The sequence below is a fragment of the Pseudomonas paraeruginosa PA7 genome, from assembly GCF_000017205.1.
Classification (GTDB): Bacteria; Pseudomonadota; Gammaproteobacteria; order Pseudomonadales; family Pseudomonadaceae; genus Pseudomonas; species Pseudomonas paraeruginosa.
This window is the reverse complement of record NC_009656.1, coordinates 1,786,745-1,804,831: the sequence shown is the minus strand read 5'-3', so window position 1 is coordinate 1,804,831 and position 18,087 is coordinate 1,786,745. Positions and strand designations below refer to the sequence as shown.

Here is an 18,087-nt window from a genome sequence, read left to right as displayed (position 1 = left end):
TCTCAGTGGCTGTAGTGCCGGGTGGCGGCGAAGCGGTTGAGGAACAGGTGGATCACCAGCACCGTCATCAGCGTGGCCAGCACCGCGAAGCACACCGAAGTGAAGCGGTAGAGCACGCTGTACATCATGTCGTGGGTCGGCGTCAGGTACTGGCCGAGGACGATCGCCAGGGTGGTCAGCGCGCCGAAGCCGATGCCCGGCACGCCGTTCTCCAGCATGTGGATGCGCGCGCAGAACATCGCCGAGATCCACAGCAGCAGGGCGACGAAGGGCAGGATGTCGTAGTGGTCGTAGAGCAGCACCTGCAACCCCACCGCCAGCGCGCAGCCGAGCAGCGTGCCGAGGGCGCGGATGCGCCCGGCGAAGTGCACGCCCTTCCAGTGCATGGGGAACAGCACCAGGATCGAGGCGATCTGCGCCGACAGCGAATCCTTCAGGTCGAAGGTCTGGAACACCACGAAGGACAGGGTCGCCACCGTCGCCCCGAGCAGCGCCTCGTGGCGACGGCTGGGCGCGTCCTTGGCCGGCGCCTGGCGCGGCGGCCGCGGCTCGACGTCGGGGAACAGGTGGAACATCAGCACCGCGATGGCCACCGTCAGCCAGGTGGCGACCATGTTGCTGGCGAGCATGTCGAACAGATCGACCTCCGGATAGCTGGCAAAGTGCAGCAGCATCGAGAGGAATACCGAGCTCAGTGCGCCGAAGAAGAACAGCGGGCCGCGCGCCATCAGGGCGAAGCGATAGACGAAGAGGCCGAAGACGATCGGCGTCATCAGCAGCGGACGGTCGCCGAACAACCCGTACAGCACCAGTACCTCGACGCTGATCACCAGCGAGTTGGCGAGGAACTGGCGGACGATGTGCGGGTTGAGCACCGGCGTCAGGCCGAGCAGCAGCATCGGGTAGACGCCGAAGAACGAGCCGTAGTCCCAGTTCATCAGTTTGCAGACGAAGAATCCCAGGGTGCCGCCGCCGGCGATGCGCAGGCATTGGCGCAGGTCGTTGGCGGACATCGCGAGCTTGGCCGGCATGACGTCAGTAGACGTAGTGCAGCAGGCTGATGGCGACGATCTGCGCGCGACCGAGCAACTGGCTCAGGCCGTCGCCGGGATACAGCTGCACGGTGGCCTTGGCGCCGGTGGGCAACAGGCCTTCGGGCAGTTCGTCGAGCACCACGTGCAGGCGCTGGCGCTGGGCGTCGCGGACCCAGCGGTCGGAAGTGACCGGCGCGGCGAGGTCGCCGTTGGCGTCCAGCTGGCCCTCCTTGACCCCAGCGTCGATGGCCGCCACCCGCGCGCCGAACACTTCGCCGGGACGCGCGTCGAACACCACCGCCGCGCGATCGCCCGGGCGCACGTAGCGCAGCGATTTCTCGCGGAAGTCGGCGACGATGTCGATGCGATCATCCACCAGCGCCGCCACCGGCGTGCCGGCCGGAACATAGGTGCCGGGGGTCAGTTGCAGGTTGCTCAGGGTTCCGGCGCGGTCGGCGCGGACGCTGCTGTATTGCAGTTGCAGGCGGGCCTGGGCCAGGGCGTTGCGCGCCTGGCGCAGGCGCAGGTTGTCCTCGCCGGCCGTGCCGCGTCGCGCGGTCAGCTCGCCGATCCGCGCCTGGGCCGCGGCGACCCGGGCACGGGCGGCCTGGGCCTGGGCGCTGACCTGCTCGTGCAGCTGCTGCGAAACGTGGTGGCGCTGCACCAGTTGGGCGGTACGGCGCGCCTCGCTGCCCAGTTCGCCGGCACTGCTGCGCGCGGCCAGCAGGTCGGCCCTGGCCGAGGCGATGGCAGCGTCCAGCTCGCGGTTGGTGCGCCCGGCCTCCTCCAGCGCCAGTTCGGCCTGGCGTACCGCCAGTTGGAAGGGTTCGGGATCGAGGCGGAACAGCACCTCGCCGGGCTGCACGTGGCCGTTGTTGGCCACCTGCACCTCGGCGACCTGCCCGCTGACCCGCGGCGCGACGCGCACCACCGGCCGGGTCAGCTGGGCCTGGGGGGTGAGCGGCATCCACAGGTCGGCGACCAGGAAGTAGACGAACAGCAACACGAATACCGCGATAGCGACTTGAACCCAACGGGCAAATCGTTGATCGGGAGTCATAGGATACGAGCCTCGAATCCAGCAGGAATGCAGTCGCCGCAGCGGGGCCTGAATGCGGGGGTTGCCGCTACCGGGATGGAACCGGCGGCCCGGACGACGGCCAGTGGGTGGCCTTCGCTGCTACGGCGACCGGGTGACGCAGTATATTTCGGAACAATCTCCCCTCGCCTGCCGCCATCGGCAACAGATCGTTGCGCATAGCGTAACGGTCAAGGCAATTGGAGGCGGCCGGCTACCACCATCCAGGTCATGCATCGGCAGTGCCAGCCCAGTCCCGTCACGCCCCTGCGAAGTCTGGCAGTAGCTGGCCGGAACAGTCGGCGTAGATTGGCCGAACGGTGCGTCCTTCCTGCCTGCGCACCGCCTGCCGCCAAGGACTGCGGATCTCCCGTACACGCCATACCGCGCGCCAGACGGCTGCCTGAAAAGGCAGGTCAGGTATTCAGTGGAGAGACATCATGGCAACACAAGGAGTGTTCACCCTACCCGCCAACACCCGTTTCGGCGTCACTGCCTTCGCCAACTCGTCCGCAACCCAGACGGTGAAAGTACTGGTCAACAACGAGACGGCCGCAACCTTCACAGGACAGAGCACCAACAACGCCGTCATCGGCAGCCAGGTGCTCAACTCGGGCGGCGGCGGCAAAGTGCAGATCCAGGTCAGCGTCAATGGCCGCTCTTCGGATCTGGTTTCGGCGCAGGTCATCCTGGCCAACGAGCTGAACGTTGCCCTGGTGGGTTCGGAAGACAGCACCGACAATGATTACAACGACGCCGTCGTGGTGATCAACTGGCCGCTCGGCTAGCGTCGGAAAAAGGCGGCGGGGACGCTTCGCCAGTTCCCCGCCGACCGTCATCGACGAGAACCGAGAGTCTTCTCGTACGACATGCGCATGTCTGCCGCCCAACCATCCAGCACCGCCTTGACATCGTCACCCGTGATCGGCTGATCGGAGTCGTCCAGCGCCTTGCCGGTGCCCTGGCGCACCATCTTCGCCAATACTTTGTCGTCTCCACCGTCGAGCAGCATGGCCTCGGTGGCGATCTGGGTATCCTGGTCGCGAATCCCGACCGCCGTGCTCATCCCGGCAGCGATCAGCGCGATAGGAATGACCTCGTAGGGCCGTAGGCCCTGGGTATGGCTGGAAACTGCGGTGATCGCCGGTTTCAGCACCAGGATGCCAGGGCCAGGGGCGCTGGCCAGCGGCAGGCTCTTGCCCAGCTCACGGCGCAAAGCCTGATCGTAGTAGGTCGTGATGTCCGCAAGCGTCTTCGCGGAAACCTTGTCGTTCGGTTTCGGGACCGGATAGAACCTGCTGGGCTCGATGTAGATCCGCTGGTAGCGCCGCACGTCCGCCTGCGGGTCTACCCAGCGCAGGAGCGGCGCTCCGGAAGGCGCGGTGGCAGGCGCCAGCGTCGAATAGTCACCGATGAAGCCCGAGTAGTTTTCCGGCTTGACCTGACCATTGGAACAACCCACCAGCGCCGCTAGCAGCGCGCAGGAAACGGCAACTCGAAGTCGTTTCATGAAGAGCCTCGAACAGGGAAAGGAATATCGCCGGACAGTGGAAAACGCTCACTCGAGACCGAGTCGCTCAGACTATAGGCAGAAGTTGCAAAAACGGAATTCGAATTCTACCCGAGCGCCTGCGGTAAACGATCCACTCCCAAACAGAATCGAAGAACTTGGAGAGGATGCCCGCACCCAAGGAAGACGCTTCGACGAACGTTCCGACATGGATATTCCCCGGCCTGTTGCCAGAAAACAGGCCGGTATCGCTCAGGCGGACGGCTCGTTTCCCAGCAACTCCTGGGCGATCTTCAGGATCGGCTCGCGCCGCTTCATGGCCTCCCGCGACAGGTACAGGTGCGCCTCGCGCTCGCCCCAGCCATGGCGTTGCATCAGCAGCGCCTTGGCCTGGCCGATCCGCGCCTGGCCGGCGATGCGCTCCTGCAACTGGGCGTTCTTCTGTTGCAGCCGCGCCAGCGCCTCGCTGACCCGCCGTGCCGAGACCAGTACCGGCAGCACCCGGTGCGCATCGAGCGGCTGGGTGATCACCCCGTGGCACTCCAGCTCGATGATCTGCGAGAGCACCGCCGGGCTTTCGTACTCCACCAGCGCCACCAGCGTGATGCGCGGGTCGCCGGCGGCGAGCAGCGCGGCGAGCTGCTCATGGTGGCGGTTCTGGAAGATCCCGCTGAAGACCACGTCCACCGGCACTTCGAACGCCTCCGGCGGCGGCCAGCACTGGCGCACCGAGCAGCCGATGCGGATCAGTTGCAGGACCAGGGCGTCGCTCACCTCTCCCGGCGGATGGAGCACCAGCACCTGCAGTTCGCGCAGGCTGCCGAGCAGCGAGCTGGCGCTCATGGCAGTGCCCCCCCGCCCATGCTGGCGGACCAGTCGTCCAGGTTGTGCACCACCACGTAGGGATCCGGACGGATCGGTTCGGGCGACTGCCAGCGCACCTGGAACACCCCGCGCGCATCGATCTCGGCGATGCGCGACGTCAGGCGGCTGTGGTTGTTCTGCCGCTCCACCCGCACCGGCCCCTGGGGGGCGTCGATGTCGATGTCGTACAGGTGCCGCTGCACTTCTTCCACCCGCCAGCTGCCTGCGGCCCGCGCGGCGCGGCCGAGCAGCAGGGTCTGCCAGTAGGCCGCCTCGGCCCAGGCGGTGATGGTCGCGCTTTCCGGGAAGAAACCGTGGCAGGCCTGGACGAAGGCGCGGCTGGCCGGCGTGTCGACGCTGGAGAAATACGGCGCGACCACCACCTGCCCTTCCGCCACGTCGCGCTCCATCTTCGCCACCTCCGCCTCGCTGGTGGTCAGGCTGGCGATCGGCGGCCGTCCGCCGTCGCCGTAGCGACGGGCGATGGCGCGATACAGCTCGGCGGTACCGGTGCCGACCACGGTGGAGAACACCACGTCGGCGCGCGCCTGGTGGATGCGCTCGACGGCGCGCTGCAGGTCGTCGTCGGAGGGGTACAGCGGAATGTAGATTTCCTCGAGCACCGCGCCGCCGTGCTGGCGGTACAGGTGGCGCATCACATGGTTGCTTTCCCGCGGATAGATGTAGTCCGAGCCGATGAACACTACCCGCTCGCCGTAGTGACGGATCAGGTACGCCGCCAGCGGCGCGCTGTTCTGGTTCGGCGCCGGACCGCCGTAGACGATGTTCGGCGAATACTCGAAGCCCTCGTAGGGAGTCGGGTAGCAGAGCAGCGCGTCGGCGCGCTCGACCACCGGCATCACCGCCTTGCGCGTATGCGACATGTAGCAGCCCACGAGGAACCGCACTCCCTGGTTGCGAATGAAGTCCTCGGCGCTCAGCCGGTAGCGGTCCGGATCGCCGCCGGGATCCTGCGACAGGGTCTCGATCGGTCGCCCGTCGAACCCGCCCTCGCGGTTCAGTTGCTCGACCGCCAGCAGCGCGCCGTAGCGCTGCGAGCGTTCGATGTCGGCGGTGACGCCGGTTTCGGAGAACAGCAGGCCGATGAGCGGCCGCCCCTGGTGCAATCCCATCCGATCTTTCTCCCGTGACTGTGGTTCAGCGTGGCACGAAGCGGATCCGTCCATGCTCCAGGCGCGCCAGGTAGGTGGTGAATGCCCCGTCGCCCGGCTGGTGCCGCTCGAGCAGGTACTCGGCCAGCGGTACTTCCAGATGATGACGGACGCTGCGGCGCAGCGCACGGGCGCCGAACTGCCGGTCGAAGCCGGCGCGGGCGATCTTCGCCAGCACCTCCGGCGCCGCTTCCAGGTGGCAGCGATGCTTCTCCAGGCGGCGGTTGAGGCGCCGTACTTCCAGCTCGACCAACCGTTCGACGACGTTCCGCTCGATCCAGTTGAAGGTGACGATGCTGTCGAGGCGGTTCACGAACTCCGGTGAAAAGGTCTTGAGCAGCCGGGCCTGAACCATGTCGTCGATATCGCGCCGGCGCCGCTCGGGGCCGACCGGCAGGAGGCGCCAGGGCAGGCGCTGGTGACGCTCGTCGTAGCGCTGGATCTGGTGGGCGCAGAGGTTGCTGGTCATGAACACCAGGGTGTTGCGGAAATGGTAGGTGCGTTCGCCGGAAGCGACCCGCAGCAGGCCGTTGTCGAGCACGTTGAGCAGCGCATGGACCACTTCCGGGCTGGCCTTCTCCAGTTCGTCGAAGAGAACGATGCCGGGGCGGCCGGGACTGCCGTCCAGCTTGTCCTGCTCGAGCAGGGTGGTGCCCTCCTTCGCCCCGACGTAGCCCGGCGGCGCGCCGGTGAGGGCGGCGGCATAGTGCTCCTGGGACAGGGTGTTCATGTCCACCCGGCAGAATCCCTCGGCGTCGCCGTGCAGGGCCCTGGCCAGGGCGCGGACGATCTCGGTCTTGCCGACCCCGGTGGGGCCGAGGAATAGCGCGCTGAACAGCGGGCGGCGCGGGTCGGCGATGTCCGCGCGAACCACCTTGAGCATGTCCTCGACGGCCTGTAGCGCCGGCTCCTGGCCGAGCACCTCGGCGCGCAGGCAGTCCATCACCGCCGCCGGGTCGAAACGGAAGCGGCTGTGCAGCGCGCTGCGGTGGCTCGAGTGGGCCTGGACCAGGCTGGCCTCGGCAAGGTTTTCCCGCGCCAGGGCCTGTTCCTCGTCCTTCTGCCGGCGGGACTGGTCGAGCATGTCGCTCAGAAAAGGCATGGATGAAGCTCCTTCTGCCACAAGGGGAAACAATGGAAACGGCGTGCCGTCAGCGGCACGCCGGGCTGGCGGCGTCTGCCGTCAGGCCTCTTTTTCCAGTCCCTCGTAGGGCAGCCGCCCCACCGGGCACTGCGCCACGCCGGTGGTCGAGCGGGTCAGCCGCTCGACGTTCTCGCGGGCCTTCTCGGCATCGGTGACCCAGGTGCGGTAGAACTCGAACGGACACTCCGCCAGCCCCCGGTCGCCGTCGCCGGAGGCCTGCAGGCCGCTGTAGCCGCGATGAAGGATCTTGAACAGGTGGTTCTGCGACTGGTCGTTGGCGCGCGCATCGCGGATCTGCGAAAGCGACAGCTGGGCGTACTGGATACCCATTTCCTCCTCGCCGCACTCACCGAGGGTGCGACCGTCGAAGCCGATGATCGCCGAGTGGCCGAAGTAGGAGTACACGCCGTCGAAGCCGGCGGCGTTGGCCACCGCCACGTAGCAGTTGTTGGCCCAGGCCATGGCCTTGGCCATCATCACCTGCTGGTCCTTGGCCGGGTACATGTAGCCCTGGCAGCGCACGATCAGCTCGGCGCCCTTCATCGCGCAATCGCGCCAGATCTCCGGGTAGTTGCCGTCGTCGCAGATGATCAGGCTGATCTTCATGCCCTTCGGCCCGTCGCTGACGTAGGTCTGGCCACCGGGGTACCAGCCCTCGATGGGGCACCAGGGGATGATCTTGCGGTACTTCTGGACGATCTCGCCGTTATTGTCGATCAGCACCAGGGTGTTGTACGGCGCCTTGCGCGGATGCTCCTCGTGCCGTTCGCCGGTGAGCGAGAACACGCCCCAGACGTTGGCCTTGCGGCAGGCGCGGGAGAATATCTCGGTTTCCTCGCCGGGGATGGCCACCGCGGTTTCCATCATCTCCGCCGGATCGTACATGATGCCCTGCAGGCTGTACTCGGGGAACACCACCAGATCCATGCCGGGCAGGCCCTGCTTCATGCCGACGATCATGTCGGCGATCCTTCGCGCGTTGTCCAGTACCTCCGCCGCGGTGTGCAGGCGCGGCATCTTATAGTTGACCACCGCCACTCCGACGGTGTCGTTGCTGCTGGAAATATCGCCGTGACGCATGGCTATCACCTCTTGTTGTTATTTTTTCGGGACGAAAAAAGGCCCTCCCGGGTAACCCCGGGAGAGCCCATTTGCTCTGTGTGTATGCGTTAGGTTCGGTCCGGCGACATCGACGCTGATGCGCATGACCTGATGGCGGAACATATAAGCCCCGCCGGAACGGGCTGTCAAGGTTCGTGTAACGTCATGTAATCGGCGCGATCGCGAAAGCGCGTGGTAAGAGCCTGAGATAGCATGCAGCCATCATTCGCACGGAAGCTTCGCCAATGAAACTCGGACCTTTCGCCTCGATCGCCCTCTTCCTCCTGTCGGCCTGCGCACTTCCGGCGCTGGCCGCCAATAGCCCCTGCTCGGGAAAGAAAGGCGGTATCGCCGGTTGCGACGGCGATATCTTCCTCTGCAACGACGGCTCCATCAGCGCCTCGAAGCGCAGTTGCGCGGCCTACTTCGGCAACGCCGGCGGAGCTGCCGAGCAACCCGCCGTACAGCGCCTGCGCGGCACGCCGGACGGCTGTGCCTGTGGCAGCGGGACGTTCTGCACGGGACCGCGCGGAGGGGTCTACTGCCTGACGCCGGGCGGCAAGAAAAGCTATCGGAGAAAGTGACGGGAAGCGGGCTGACGCAGCGGCGAGGGAAGCTGGAGCAGAGAATGAATGGCGTCCCGGAGAGGGGTCGAACCTCCAACCTTCCCCTTAGGAGGGGGATGCTCTATCCAATTGAGCTACCGGGACACGCCGGACGTGGCGAGCGGTGCACCGCGTCCGGGCGGCATGTTAACGGCAGAGAAAGCGTTTGTCATGCCACTGCCACCAAGGTTGCGCATAATTTTCCGCAACCCCGGAGGTGCAGCATGAACCCGAACGCCGCCATTCCCGCCGCTCAGGACCCGCCGAACGCCCCGCAGCGGACGCGGATACCGGACTCCCCCTTCGCCCGCTTCGACGTGCGGATCGCCAGCGAGCACGATGCGCCGCGCCTGTCGCTGCTGCTGCAGCAGCTCGGCAGCGCCGATCCGGGTCCCGACCCGGCGTTGCTGGCGGTGCAGTTGCAGCGCCCGCGCAGCGACCGGGTGACCCTGGTGGCCGAGCGCGGCGAACGCCTGCTCGGCACCTGCACCCTGCACCTGATCGAGCACCTGGCGCACGACTTCGCCCGTTCGGCGATTCTCGAGGACATGGTGGTCGACCAGCACGCCCGCGGCCAGGGCGTGGGCCGCGAACTGATCGGCCGGGCGGTGGAGCGGGCACGCAGCTGGGGCTGCTACAAGCTGGCGCTGTCCAGCCACCAGGACCGGGAAACGGCACAGCGCTTCTACGCCACGCTGGGATTCACCTCCCACGGGGTAAGCCTGGCGCTGCACCTGGACTGAGCATCATGCATTTTGCAACCAGCAAAATGCCAGACCGTGCAAAGTGCATTCGAAGGTCCTTGAGGCGAATCTATAACTTATTGATTAGCAAGGATTTATAATAGAAAAAAGTTGGCACAACCGCTGCTATATGACCCTCAGGATCAAACCTTGGCCATCTGCCCGGCAGAGCCACGAAAATGGAGGTGAACATGAGCAGCTCACGCAACCTGGTCGGCACCGGACTTCTTTCCCTGCTGGCTCTCGTGGTCTTCCAGAACAGCGCACTGGGCGACGAGGATCGCCCCCGGGAGCAACACGACGAAACGGTGGTGCTGGACAGCAACGCGACGCCGCAATGGGCACCCGCCGCGCAGCGACTGGTGATCCAGGCGCCCGACGAAGCGCCGCGGATCGTCACGGTCGGCGAGGACGAGCGCGGCACGGCCCTGGTGACCAGCGCCGACGAACAGGCCTGGACATTCTGACGAGGTACGCGCCGGGAAACCGGCATCCATCGACGCTGCACCGCCGCACAGGTCCCCGGGATGCTGGCGGGCGGAAGGGAGAAGAAACATGTGGATCCTGGCTTTGCCGCTGACCGCCCTGGCCCTCTCGGTCGGCGTCTATGGGCTGCTCTGGCTGATGGAGCGCGGAGGGGAAGAATATCCAGCGAGGGTTCCGCTGAGCGGCGAGGACGTCACGGAAGCTCGGCGCCACTGAGCCGGCACAAGGAACAGCGAGCCCGACGGAGAGGGCTCCGGGAGTGAAAACCATGTCACGATCCGCCGTCATTCTTCTGTTCGTGGTGATCGCCAGCGCCATCCTGGCCCTGAGCCTGCCGCCCGACGCCACCCTCCTCGCCTGGTGCGCCTGGGGACTGCTGGGCTTATCCGGCGCCTGGCTGCTGCTTGCGCTGGTGGTAGGTCGGCGAATTCGCTTCGATCCCAGCCTGGACTGATCTCACCCACGGCGTTTGCCGGGCGACACGGCGTCGCTCACAGCGGCAGGCACATGCCGTCGCGCGCCAGTTCCACCCCCTCGGGCAAGGCAGCGGGGTGCTCCAGCAGCCAGGCGTCCAGCGCATGTCCGACGTGAGTCAACACGGCCCGACGGGGGCGCAGCGATTCGATGCACTCCAGCGCCCGCGTCAGGTCGTTGTGGTTGCGCGGCGGCCGCTCCTGCGGCGGCATCGAACAGTCCAGCACCAGCAGGTCCAGCGGCGCCGCGAGCAGTCGCGAGGCGCTGTCCGCCGGCAAACCCACGGTATCGGTGAGGTAGGCCAGACGCCGCGGCGCCCCCTCCTCGGAAGCTCCCTCCAGCAAGTAGCCGAATGTCGGCTTCGAGTGGACCAGCGGCAGCGCGGTCGCCGCCAGCGGCCCCCACTGGCGCCGCTCGAAGGCGCTGAAGGGCTGGCTGAAATCGAGGATGCCAGGATGCTTGTAGAGGTCGGCGAGGCCCTCCGGGTCGGCCGGGCCGTGCACCGGGATCACCAGGCCCTGGCCCCAGCGCAGGTGCAGCAGGCCCTGGGCGTGGTCGGCGTGATAATGGGTCTGGAGGATGCCGTCGAGGCTATGGGGCGGGAAGCGCTCGCAGAGATCGGCCAGGCCGCTGTCGATCAGCCAGCGCTGGCCGGCATGCTCCAGCAGCGCGCTGCATGGACGGCGGCGCAGGCGCTCGTCGATGCGGGCCCTGCCACAGGCCGGGCAGTCGCAGCCGTAGACCGGCACCTGACGGGCGTCGCCGGTGCCGAGCAGGGTCAGGCGCATGCCCGGTCGCCGCCGAGCCACGCCAGGAGCGCGCGCACCGTGTCGTCGAGCTCGCCGGAGTTGTCCAGTTGGAACAGCGGTCCCTCCAGGCCAGCGGCGAACTCGGCGTTGCGCGCCAGGCGCGCCTCGATTTCCTCGGGGCTTTCCCGGCCACGCGCCAGCAGGCGCTGGCGCAGCACCTCGGGCTGCACCCCGAGCAGCACCGCGAGCAGATCCGGATAGCGCCGGCGGGCCTGCGCCAGGTAGCCGCGCGAGCCGTTCACCAGCACGTCGTAGCCCTGCGCCAGCCACTCGTCGATCTGCACCGGGATGCCATAGCAAAGGCCGTTGGCGCGCCAGCTCATGGCGAACGCCGAGGCCCGCTCGAGGGTATCGAACTGCGCCGGGGTCACCGCCTGGGCGTCCTCCCCCACCGCTTCCGCGGAGCGCGTGATCACCCGCCGCACGATACGGCAGCCGCGTAGCGCCAGGGGCTCGCGCGCGGCCTGCAACAGGCTGTCCTTGCCCGAGCCGGAAGGCCCCATCAGATAAATCAGTCTGCCTGTCATCAGAACACTCTCTGCCCGCCGCGCCAGACCTGGCGCACCACCGGCTGGTTGTTGCCGAGCGCCCGCGCCTGCAGCAGATCGGCGCGCAGGCCGACGCGGATTTCGCCACGATCGGTCAGCCCGGCGGCCAGCGCCGGGGTACGGCTGACCATCGCCACCGCGCGCGGCAGGTCGTAGCGGATCGCATCATACTCGCTGTGCTCGCCGGCGAGCAGCAAGGCCGCGTGCAGCAGGCTGGCCGGATAGTAGTCGCTGGAAAGGATATCCAGCACACCGATTCCCGCCAGTTGCGCCGCCGCCACGTTACCCGAGTGGGAGCCGCCGCGGACCACGTTGGGCGCGCCCATCAGCACCTGCAGGCCATGCTCGTGGCTGGCCCTGGCGGCCTCTACGGTGGTCGGGAACTCGGCGATGGCCATGCCGTAGCCGGCCGACTCGCGGACATGCGCGAGGGTCGCGTCGTCGTGGCTGGCCACCGACAGGCCGCGCCCCTGGCAGACATCGACGATGGCCGCACGGGCGGCGGCGCTGTAGCGCCCGGAGTTGGCTACCTGCTCGACGATGAAGGCGTCCATCTCGGCATCGCTGAGGTGGTACTTGCCCTGGTAGTACTCGCGGTACTTCTCCAGCCTGGCGAACTGGCGCTGGCCGGGAGCGTGGTCCATCACCGAGACCAGTTGCACCAGCGGGTGCTCCACCAGTTCGCGGAATACTTCCAGCGTCTGCGGATGGCTGACCTCGCAACGCAGGTGCAGGCGATGGTCGGCGCGCGCGTCGCCGCTGGCGGCGGCCTCGCCGATGGCCTCGAGCATCTTCGGCAACTGCTGCATGCGCTTGCCCTTGGGGTTGACGTCGCCGATGGACAGCGCGTCGAACACCGTGGTGATCCCCGCGGCGACGATCTGCGCATCGTGCGCCAGCACCGCCGAGGCCGACGGCCAGTCGACCCCGGGACGCGGGGTCATGTGCTTCTCCAGGTTGTCGGTGTGCAGCTCGACCAGGCCGGGCAGCAGGTAGTCGCCCCCCAGGTCCTCGGCCCCGGCCAGCTGGCTGCGGCCTTCGTCGACCGCGGCGATCAGGCCGTCGCGCAGCAGCACGCTGCCGACGAAGACCCGGTCGGCGCCGACTACCCGGGCATTGCTGAGAACGCGTTCAGACGACATGGGCTTGCTCCTGGCGGGAAAGCTCCTGGCTCATGTCCAGGTAGCGGCTGGCCACCGCCTCGCGGGCGGCGCGGTCGTGGAAGATACCGATCAACGCGGCGCCGGCGGCCTTGGCTTCGCCGATCAGTTCCAGCACCACCTGGCGGTTGGCTTCGTCGAGGGAGGCGGTCGGCTCGTCGAGCAGCAGGATCGGCCACTCGACCATGAAGCCGCGGGCAATATTGACGCGTTGCTGCTCGCCGCCGGAAAAGGTGCCCGGCGCCAGTTGCCAGAGGCGCTCGGGTATGTTCAGCCGGGCCAGCAGGCCGCGCGCGCGCAGCTCGGCGCTGTCGCGGCTCCAGCCACGGGCCAGGGCCGGCTCCATGACCACGTCGAGGGTCGCCACCCGCGGGATCACCCGCAGGAACTGGCTGACGTAGCCGAGCGTCTGGCGGCGCACGGCGAGCACCTCGCGAGGCTCAGCGCCGACCAGCTCCAGCCAGTCGCCGGCATGCTGCAAGCGGATGCTGCCGCCGGCCGGCAGGTAATTGCCGTACAGCGTGCGCAGCAGGGTGCTCTTGCCGGCGCCGGAGCGACCGTGGAGCACCAGGCATTCGCCGCCGGCGACATTGAAGTTGAGCCCGCGCAGCACATTGAGCACCACGCCCTGTTGCTGGTGCAGGGTGAAGGTCTTGCTGAGGTCGCGGACCTCGATCAGGTTGTTCATCGCTACTTCTCCGGGCGCCCGCCGCATGGACCGGCGCCGACGCTTCGGCTCAGGGTTGCAGGACCGACGACACCAGCAACTGCGAGTACGGATGCTGCGGATCGTCGAGAATCTGGTCGGTGAGGCCGGCTTCCACCACCCGCGAGCGGCGCATGACCATCAGGCGGTCGGCGAGCAGGCGCGCCACCGCCAGGTCGTGGGTGACGATCACCACCGCCAGGTCCAGCTCGCGCACCAGCCCGCGCAGCAGGTCGAGCAGGCGCGCCTGCACCGACACGTCGAGGCCACCGGTGGGCTCGTCCATGAACACCAGGCGCGGCGAGGAAACCAGGTTGCGGGCGATCTGCAGGCGCTGCTGCATGCCGCCGGAAAAGGTCCGCGGCAGGTCGTCGATGCGCAGCGGGTCTATCTCCACCTGCGCCAGCCAGTCCAGCCCGGCCTGGCGCAGCCGGCCATAGTGGCGCACGCCCTGGGCCATCAGCCGCTCGCCGATGTTGGCGCCGGCGGAAACGCCCATGCGCAGGCCGTCGCGCGGGTTCTGCTCGACGAAGCCCCACTCGGTGCGCAGCAGGGTGCGCCGCTCGGCCTCGCTGGCGGCGTAGAGGTCGAGCCAGCGGCCGCCAGCGTCGCGGTAGGCGACCGCGCCGGCATCCGGCGGGCAGCGCCCGGAGAGCAGCGAGAGCAGGGTCGACTTGCCCGAGCCGGACTCGCCGACGATGCCCAGCACCTCGCCGGGATAGAGATCGAAGTCGACGTCCTGGCAGCCCTTCTCCGGCCCGTACAGGCGGCTCAGGCCGCGCACCGAGAGCAGCGGCCGGTCACGCGCGTCGAGGCTCGCATCGATGGATTCGCAAAGCGCGTTCATTGCGCGTCCTCCCCTTCCCGGCGGGCACGCCGCTGCGTGCAGTAATCGGTGTCGGAACAGACGAAGCGCTTGCCGCCACGGTCGTCGACGATCAGTTCATCCAGGTAGGATTCGTGGCTGCCGCAGAAGGCGCAGCTTTCCTCCCAGCGCTGGACCTCGAAGGGGTGGTCCTCGAAGTCCAGGCTCGCCACCCGGGTGAACGGCGGCACCGCGTACAGGCGCTTCTCGCGGCCGGCGCCGAACAGCATCAGCGCCGGGCTCATGTCCAGCTTGGGGTTGTCGAACTTGGGAATCGGCGAGGGATCCATCACGTAGCGCTCGTCCACCGTCACCGGGTAGGCATAGCTGGTGGCGATATGGCCGAAGGTGGCGATGTCCTCGTAGAGCTTCACGTGCATCACCCCGTAGTCGTCGAGCGCATGCATGGTCCGGGTCTCCGCCTCGGACGGCTCGATGAAGCGCAGCGGCTCGGGAATCGGCACCTGGTAGACCATGATCTGCTCGCCGCTCAGGGCGGTCTCCGGGATCCGGTGGCGGGTCTGGATCACCGTCGCCTCCGGGGTCCGTTCGGTGGTGGCGACCCCGGCGGTGCGGGCGAAGAATCGCCGGATCGACACCGCGTTGGTGGTGTCGTCGGCGCCCTGGTCGATCACCTTGAGCACGTCGTCGGTACCGAGGATGGCCGCGGTCACCTGCATGCCGCCGGTGCCCCAGCCATAGGGCAGCGGCATCTCGCGGCCACCGAAGGGCACCTGGTAGCCGGGGATCGCCACCGCCTTGAGCAGGCCGCGGCGGATCATGCGCTTGGTCTGCTCGTCGAGGTAGGCGAAGTTGTAGCCCTGTTCCGGCGCGACGCCGGCTTGCGCGGAAAGGCTCATGCGCGCGTCTCCTGGACGGTGGGTTGGGCGGGATCGGCGGCGCCGGGGCGGCGCAACTTGCGGATCAGCTCCAGCTCGGACTGGAAGTCGACGTAGTGCGGCAGCTTGAGGTGCGAGACGAAGCCGCCGGCTTCGACGTTGTCGCAGTGCATCAGGACGAACTCCTCCTGCTGCGCCGGCGACACCACCTCCTCGCCGTATTCACCGGCACGCAGCGCGCGGTCGACCAGGGCCATGCCCATCGCCTTGCGCTCGGCGTAGCCGAAGGCCAGGCCGTAGCCACGGGTGAACTGCGGCAGCTCCTCGCGGGAACCGACGAACTGGTTGACCATCTCGCACTCGGTGACCTCGATCTCGCCCACCGGCACCGCGAAGCCGAGTTCCTCGGGCTCCAGCCAGACCTCGCAGGCGCCGATGCGGATCTCCCCGGCGAACGGATGGTTGCGCCCGTAGCCGCGCTGGGTCGAATAGCCCAGGGCGAGAAGGAAGCCCTCGTCGCCGCGGGCCAGGGCCTGCAGGCGCTGGGCGCGTCTGCTGGGGAACTCGAGCGGCTCGCGGGTGATGTCCGGCACCGCGCCGGGCAGTTCCTGCTCCGGGGTCATCAGGCCTTCCCGGCCGAGCAGGTCGAGCACCCGCGGACAGGGCTCCAGGGTCGCGCCGGGTTCCACCTCGGGGCCGGGATGCTCGCCCTCGGCGAGCAGGCTGAAGTCGAGCAGGCGATGGGTGTAGTCGAAGGTCGGACCGAGCAGCTGCCCGCCGGGCAGGTCCTTGTAGGTCGCCGAGATCCGCCGTTGCAGGCGCATCCCGGCGGTATCCAGCGGCAGGCTGGCGGCGAAGCGCGGCAGCGTGGTGCGGTAGGCACGCAGGAGGAAGATCGCTTCCATCAGGTCGCCGGCCGCCTGCTTGATCGCCAGCGCCGCCAGTTGTTCGTCGTACAGCGAACCTTCGGTCATCACCCGCGCCACCGCCAGCGGCATCTGCTGGCGGATCTGCTCCACCGACAACTCCGGCAGTGCGCGGTCGCCGCGCCGCTTGCGCGCCAGCAGGCGATGGGCGTTGTCGATGGCCTTCTCGCCACCCTTGACGGCTACGTACATCAGGCCACCTCCTCGACGGGTCCGCTGACCCGGGTACTGCGTGGCAGGCCGAGGATGCGCTCGCCGGCGGCGAAGAAGGCATCCAGGCCCCTGGGGAATTCGTTGCGCCCGGCGCGCTGTCGCCAGAAACCGGGGCCCACCGGCAACGCCACCTGGCGTACCTCGGCGATGCCCGGCCCGCGCCATTCCAGCGGGGCGCCGCCGTCGAGGCCCGCCAGCTGGATCAGCAAGGTGCAGGACTGGTCCGGATAGCGATCGCTGCCGCTGTCGAAACCGCTCAGGTCGTCCAGCTCGCCTTCGTCGAGCAGGGCGAACAGCGCCTGCTCGCGCTCGGCGACGAACGGGCAGCCGCAGTGGAACGCCAGGTTGGCGCGCAGCGCCGGGCTGTCGAGGCCAGGCGCCAGCCACAGCGGGGTGTCGGAGTCGAGGAAGCTCAGGCACAGCGCGTAGCTGGCCGGCTGCAACGCGGCCAGCGCCGGGGCGCGGTCCAGGTTGCGCACCAGGCCTGGTTCGGCGAGCGCCTTGAGCGCCGCGCGGAAGCTCCGCTGGGCGTCCAGGACCGGATCCTGGAACGCCGGTTGCAATAGCGCGGCGGTATCCGCCGGGCTGGGAAGCGAAGCGCTGGTCATCAATCTTCTCCTCGGACCAGGGTGAAGAACTCCACCTTGGTGGTGGCGACTTCCGCCTCCAGGGCGGCACGGCGCTCGGCCTGGGTACGGGCCAGCGGTTCGATCAGGCGCGCCTGCCAGCTCGCCGCGTCGGCGCCCTGCAGGTGCGCATCGGCCAGGGCGGCCAGTTCGGCGTGGCGCTTGTCGCGCCCGGCGATGTAGCTGTAGCCGGTGCGTCCGTCGCCGAGGCGGACCACGCAGCGGGTCACGGTCATCTCGCCGAGGTTGAACGGGCTGCCGGTGCCGCCCATGCGCCCGCGCACCAGGGTCATGCCGGTCTCGGCGGCGCGCAGCAGGTGGTAGTCGGCATCGCGCAGGGCGTCCGCATGGGCGTCCAGCTCCTCGCGACGGGCGCGGGCGAGCACGCCCATCCAGCGCTGTCGCGCGGCGATGGTGGGATCGGAATGCAAGGCGGTCATGGGCTTCTCCTAGGGGGCGACCTGGTACTGGAAGCGATCGGCGCGGCTGATCGACTGGGCCAGTTCCACCGGTTGGCCGGCGCGGTCGCGGGACAGGGTGAGGACGGTGAGCAGGGGCGCGTGCCGGGGCATCAGCAGGCGCGCCGCCTCCTCGCGATTGGGCAGGCGCGCACCGATCAGGCTGTAGGTGCGGGTCAGCGGCAGGCCTCGATCGGCCAGGTAGCGACGCAGCGAACCGCCCTGGTAGTCGGCGAGCAGCTCACTGCGGGAAACGGCGTAGCAATGGCGGATCAGGCTCACCGGCTGGCCGTCGAGATGGCGCAGGGTGGTCAGTTCGAGTACCCGCCCGCCCTCGCCGAGCCCCAGGTGGGTGGCCTCGATGACGCCGGCCGGACGCTGGCGCGCCTCCAGCAGCCGGGCCTCGACCCGGTGGCCCTGGGCCGAGAGCGACTCGGTGTAGGCATTGGCCGCGCCCATCGGGTAGATCGTCGGCGCCTCCAGGACCTGGGTGCCCTTGCCCTGGCGGCGCAGCACGCGGCCTTCGAGCACCAGTTCGTCGAGCGCCCGGCGCAGGGTATGGCGGTTCACCGCGAAGCGCTGGGCCAGTTGGATCTCGCCGGGCAGGTAGTCGCCGGGGCGGTAGGCCAGCAGCTCCTGGCGCAGCCGTTCGGCCAGTTCGCGGTACAGCGGTTCGCTTTGTCTAGACAAGTGCATGGTTTGGAAAGGGCGCACCAGGCGCCCTCC

The 18,087-nt window shown here is 68.2% G+C and carries 23 protein-coding genes and 1 tRNA gene; 6 read left to right on the top strand and 18 right to left on the bottom strand.

Annotation, left to right across the window (positions count from 1 at the left end; all coding sequences use genetic code 11):
* Nucleotides 1-2: 2 nt before the first annotated feature.
* A complete protein-coding gene (locus PSPA7_RS08470; RefSeq protein WP_079262229.1) occupies nucleotides 3-1,013 on the bottom strand; it encodes a DUF2955 domain-containing protein in 1,011 nt (336 codons plus the stop codon).
* Between the two features lie 22 nt (nucleotides 1,014-1,035).
* On the bottom strand, nucleotides 1,036-2,094 hold the full coding sequence (locus PSPA7_RS08465; RefSeq protein ID WP_012074889.1) for an HlyD family secretion protein: 1,059 nt from the start codon (nucleotides 2,092-2,094) through the stop codon (nucleotides 1,036-1,038).
* 458 nt (nucleotides 2,095-2,552) lie between these two features.
* Here PSPA7_RS08465 and lecB point away from each other — a divergent pair, with 458 nt between their 5' ends.
* Entirely contained in the window at nucleotides 2,553-2,900 is a 348-nt protein-coding gene (lecB, locus tag PSPA7_RS08460; RefSeq protein WP_012074888.1) for a fucose-binding lectin LecB, read from the top strand.
* Nucleotides 2,901-2,947: 47 nt separating this feature from the next.
* Here the strand turns inward: lecB and PSPA7_RS08455 are convergent, their stop codons facing one another.
* From PSPA7_RS08455 to PSPA7_RS08435, 5 genes are all read right to left on the bottom strand, one after another.
* Entirely contained in the window at nucleotides 2,948-3,622 is a 675-nt protein-coding gene (locus tag PSPA7_RS08455) for a DUF3313 domain-containing protein (RefSeq protein ID WP_012074887.1), read from the bottom strand.
* 252 nt (nucleotides 3,623-3,874) lie between these two features.
* Nucleotides 3,875-4,465, bottom strand: coding sequence for an ANTAR domain-containing response regulator (locus PSPA7_RS08450; protein ID WP_012074886.1), 591 nt, complete (start codon nucleotides 4,463-4,465; stop codon nucleotides 3,875-3,877).
* Nucleotides 4,462-5,619, bottom strand: a complete 1,158-nt coding sequence (amiC, locus tag PSPA7_RS08445; protein WP_012074885.1) for an aliphatic amidase expression-regulating protein AmiC — start codon at nucleotides 5,617-5,619, stop codon at nucleotides 4,462-4,464. The genes PSPA7_RS08450 and amiC overlap by 4 nt, the downstream gene beginning before the upstream one ends.
* 25 nt (nucleotides 5,620-5,644) lie before the next feature.
* Nucleotides 5,645-6,760, bottom strand: coding sequence for an AAA family ATPase (locus tag PSPA7_RS08440; protein ID WP_012074884.1), 1,116 nt, complete (start codon nucleotides 6,758-6,760; stop codon nucleotides 5,645-5,647).
* Between the two features lie 81 nt (nucleotides 6,761-6,841).
* Nucleotides 6,842-7,882, bottom strand: a complete 1,041-nt coding sequence (locus PSPA7_RS08435; protein WP_012074883.1) for an aliphatic amidase — start codon at nucleotides 7,880-7,882, stop codon at nucleotides 6,842-6,844.
* A gap of 266 nt (nucleotides 7,883-8,148) precedes the next feature.
* Between PSPA7_RS08435 and PSPA7_RS08430 the strand changes: the two genes are divergently transcribed.
* Nucleotides 8,149-8,487, top strand: a complete 339-nt coding sequence (locus tag PSPA7_RS08430) for a YdcA family protein (protein ID WP_012074882.1) — start codon at nucleotides 8,149-8,151, stop codon at nucleotides 8,485-8,487.
* 49 nt (nucleotides 8,488-8,536) lie between these two features.
* On the opposite strand, the gene PSPA7_RS08425 is transcribed toward PSPA7_RS08430, so the two are convergent.
* Nucleotides 8,537-8,613 (bottom strand) — tRNA-Arg (locus PSPA7_RS08425).
* A 119-nt stretch (nucleotides 8,614-8,732) separates the two neighbouring features.
* On the opposite strand from PSPA7_RS08425, the gene PSPA7_RS08420 reads away from it, so the two are divergent.
* The 4 genes from PSPA7_RS08420 to PSPA7_RS08405 all read left to right on the top strand — a co-directional run bounded on the left by PSPA7_RS08420 (nucleotide 8,733) and on the right by PSPA7_RS08405 (nucleotide 10,191).
* Complete coding sequence (locus tag PSPA7_RS08420) at nucleotides 8,733-9,251, top strand: GNAT family N-acetyltransferase (protein WP_012074881.1); 519 nt, start codon at nucleotides 8,733-8,735, stop codon at nucleotides 9,249-9,251.
* Between the two features lie 191 nt (nucleotides 9,252-9,442).
* Nucleotides 9,443-9,718: a hypothetical protein gene (locus PSPA7_RS08415; RefSeq protein ID WP_041025306.1), complete on the top strand. Its 276-nt coding sequence runs from the start codon at nucleotides 9,443-9,445 to the stop codon at nucleotides 9,716-9,718.
* An 88-nt stretch (nucleotides 9,719-9,806) separates the two neighbouring features.
* Nucleotides 9,807-9,953, top strand: coding sequence for a hypothetical protein (locus PSPA7_RS08410; RefSeq protein WP_012074879.1), 147 nt, complete (start codon nucleotides 9,807-9,809; stop codon nucleotides 9,951-9,953).
* A 52-nt stretch (nucleotides 9,954-10,005) separates the two neighbouring features.
* Complete coding sequence (locus PSPA7_RS08405; protein WP_012074878.1) at nucleotides 10,006-10,191, top strand: PA3371 family protein; 186 nt, start codon at nucleotides 10,006-10,008, stop codon at nucleotides 10,189-10,191.
* Between the two features lie 37 nt (nucleotides 10,192-10,228).
* Here PSPA7_RS08405 and phnP read toward each other — a convergent pair whose 3' ends face one another.
* The 10 genes from phnP to phnF are packed head-to-tail and all read right to left on the bottom strand — an operon-like array spanning nucleotide 10,229 to nucleotide 18,075.
* Nucleotides 10,229-10,999 carry a phosphonate metabolism protein PhnP gene (gene phnP, locus PSPA7_RS08400; RefSeq protein WP_012074877.1) on the bottom strand — a complete coding sequence of 257 codons (771 nt, stop codon included), beginning with the start codon at nucleotides 10,997-10,999 and terminating at the stop codon, nucleotides 10,229-10,231.
* Nucleotides 10,990-11,547, bottom strand: coding sequence for a phosphonate metabolism protein/1,5-bisphosphokinase (PRPP-forming) PhnN (phnN, locus tag PSPA7_RS08395; protein ID WP_012074876.1), 558 nt, complete (start codon nucleotides 11,545-11,547; stop codon nucleotides 10,990-10,992). Before phnN ends, phnP begins: the two co-directional genes overlap by 10 nt.
* Nucleotides 11,547-12,710 carry an alpha-D-ribose 1-methylphosphonate 5-triphosphate diphosphatase gene (locus PSPA7_RS08390; protein WP_012074875.1) on the bottom strand — a complete coding sequence of 388 codons (1,164 nt, stop codon included), beginning with the start codon at nucleotides 12,708-12,710 and terminating at the stop codon, nucleotides 11,547-11,549. The genes phnN and PSPA7_RS08390 overlap by 1 nt, the downstream gene beginning before the upstream one ends.
* Nucleotides 12,700-13,416 (bottom strand): phosphonate C-P lyase system protein PhnL, encoded by a 717-nt coding sequence (phnL, locus tag PSPA7_RS08385; RefSeq protein WP_012074874.1) that lies wholly within the window; start codon nucleotides 13,414-13,416, stop codon nucleotides 12,700-12,702. The genes PSPA7_RS08390 and phnL overlap by 11 nt, the downstream gene beginning before the upstream one ends.
* A gap of 49 nt (nucleotides 13,417-13,465) precedes the next feature.
* Nucleotides 13,466-14,281: a phosphonate C-P lyase system protein PhnK gene (gene phnK, locus PSPA7_RS08380; protein ID WP_012074873.1), complete on the bottom strand. Its 816-nt coding sequence runs from the start codon at nucleotides 14,279-14,281 to the stop codon at nucleotides 13,466-13,468.
* Nucleotides 14,278-15,159 (bottom strand): alpha-D-ribose 1-methylphosphonate 5-phosphate C-P-lyase PhnJ, encoded by an 882-nt coding sequence (locus tag PSPA7_RS08375; RefSeq protein ID WP_012074872.1) that lies wholly within the window; start codon nucleotides 15,157-15,159, stop codon nucleotides 14,278-14,280. The genes phnK and PSPA7_RS08375 overlap by 4 nt, the downstream gene beginning before the upstream one ends.
* Nucleotides 15,156-16,256 carry a carbon-phosphorus lyase complex subunit gene (locus PSPA7_RS08370; RefSeq protein WP_012074871.1) on the bottom strand — a complete coding sequence of 367 codons (1,101 nt, stop codon included), beginning with the start codon at nucleotides 16,254-16,256 and terminating at the stop codon, nucleotides 15,156-15,158. Before PSPA7_RS08370 ends, PSPA7_RS08375 begins: the two co-directional genes overlap by 4 nt.
* On the bottom strand, nucleotides 16,256-16,885 hold the full coding sequence (gene phnH, locus PSPA7_RS08365; protein ID WP_012074870.1) for a phosphonate C-P lyase system protein PhnH: 630 nt from the start codon (nucleotides 16,883-16,885) through the stop codon (nucleotides 16,256-16,258). Before phnH ends, PSPA7_RS08370 begins: the two co-directional genes overlap by 1 nt.
* Entirely contained in the window at nucleotides 16,885-17,343 is a 459-nt protein-coding gene (phnG, locus tag PSPA7_RS08360) for a phosphonate C-P lyase system protein PhnG (RefSeq protein WP_012074869.1), read from the bottom strand. The genes phnH and phnG overlap by 1 nt, the downstream gene beginning before the upstream one ends.
* A 9-nt stretch (nucleotides 17,344-17,352) precedes the next feature.
* Entirely contained in the window at nucleotides 17,353-18,075 is a 723-nt protein-coding gene (phnF, locus tag PSPA7_RS08355) for a phosphonate metabolism transcriptional regulator PhnF (protein ID WP_012074868.1), read from the bottom strand.
* Between the last annotated feature and the right edge of the window lie 12 nt (nucleotides 18,076-18,087).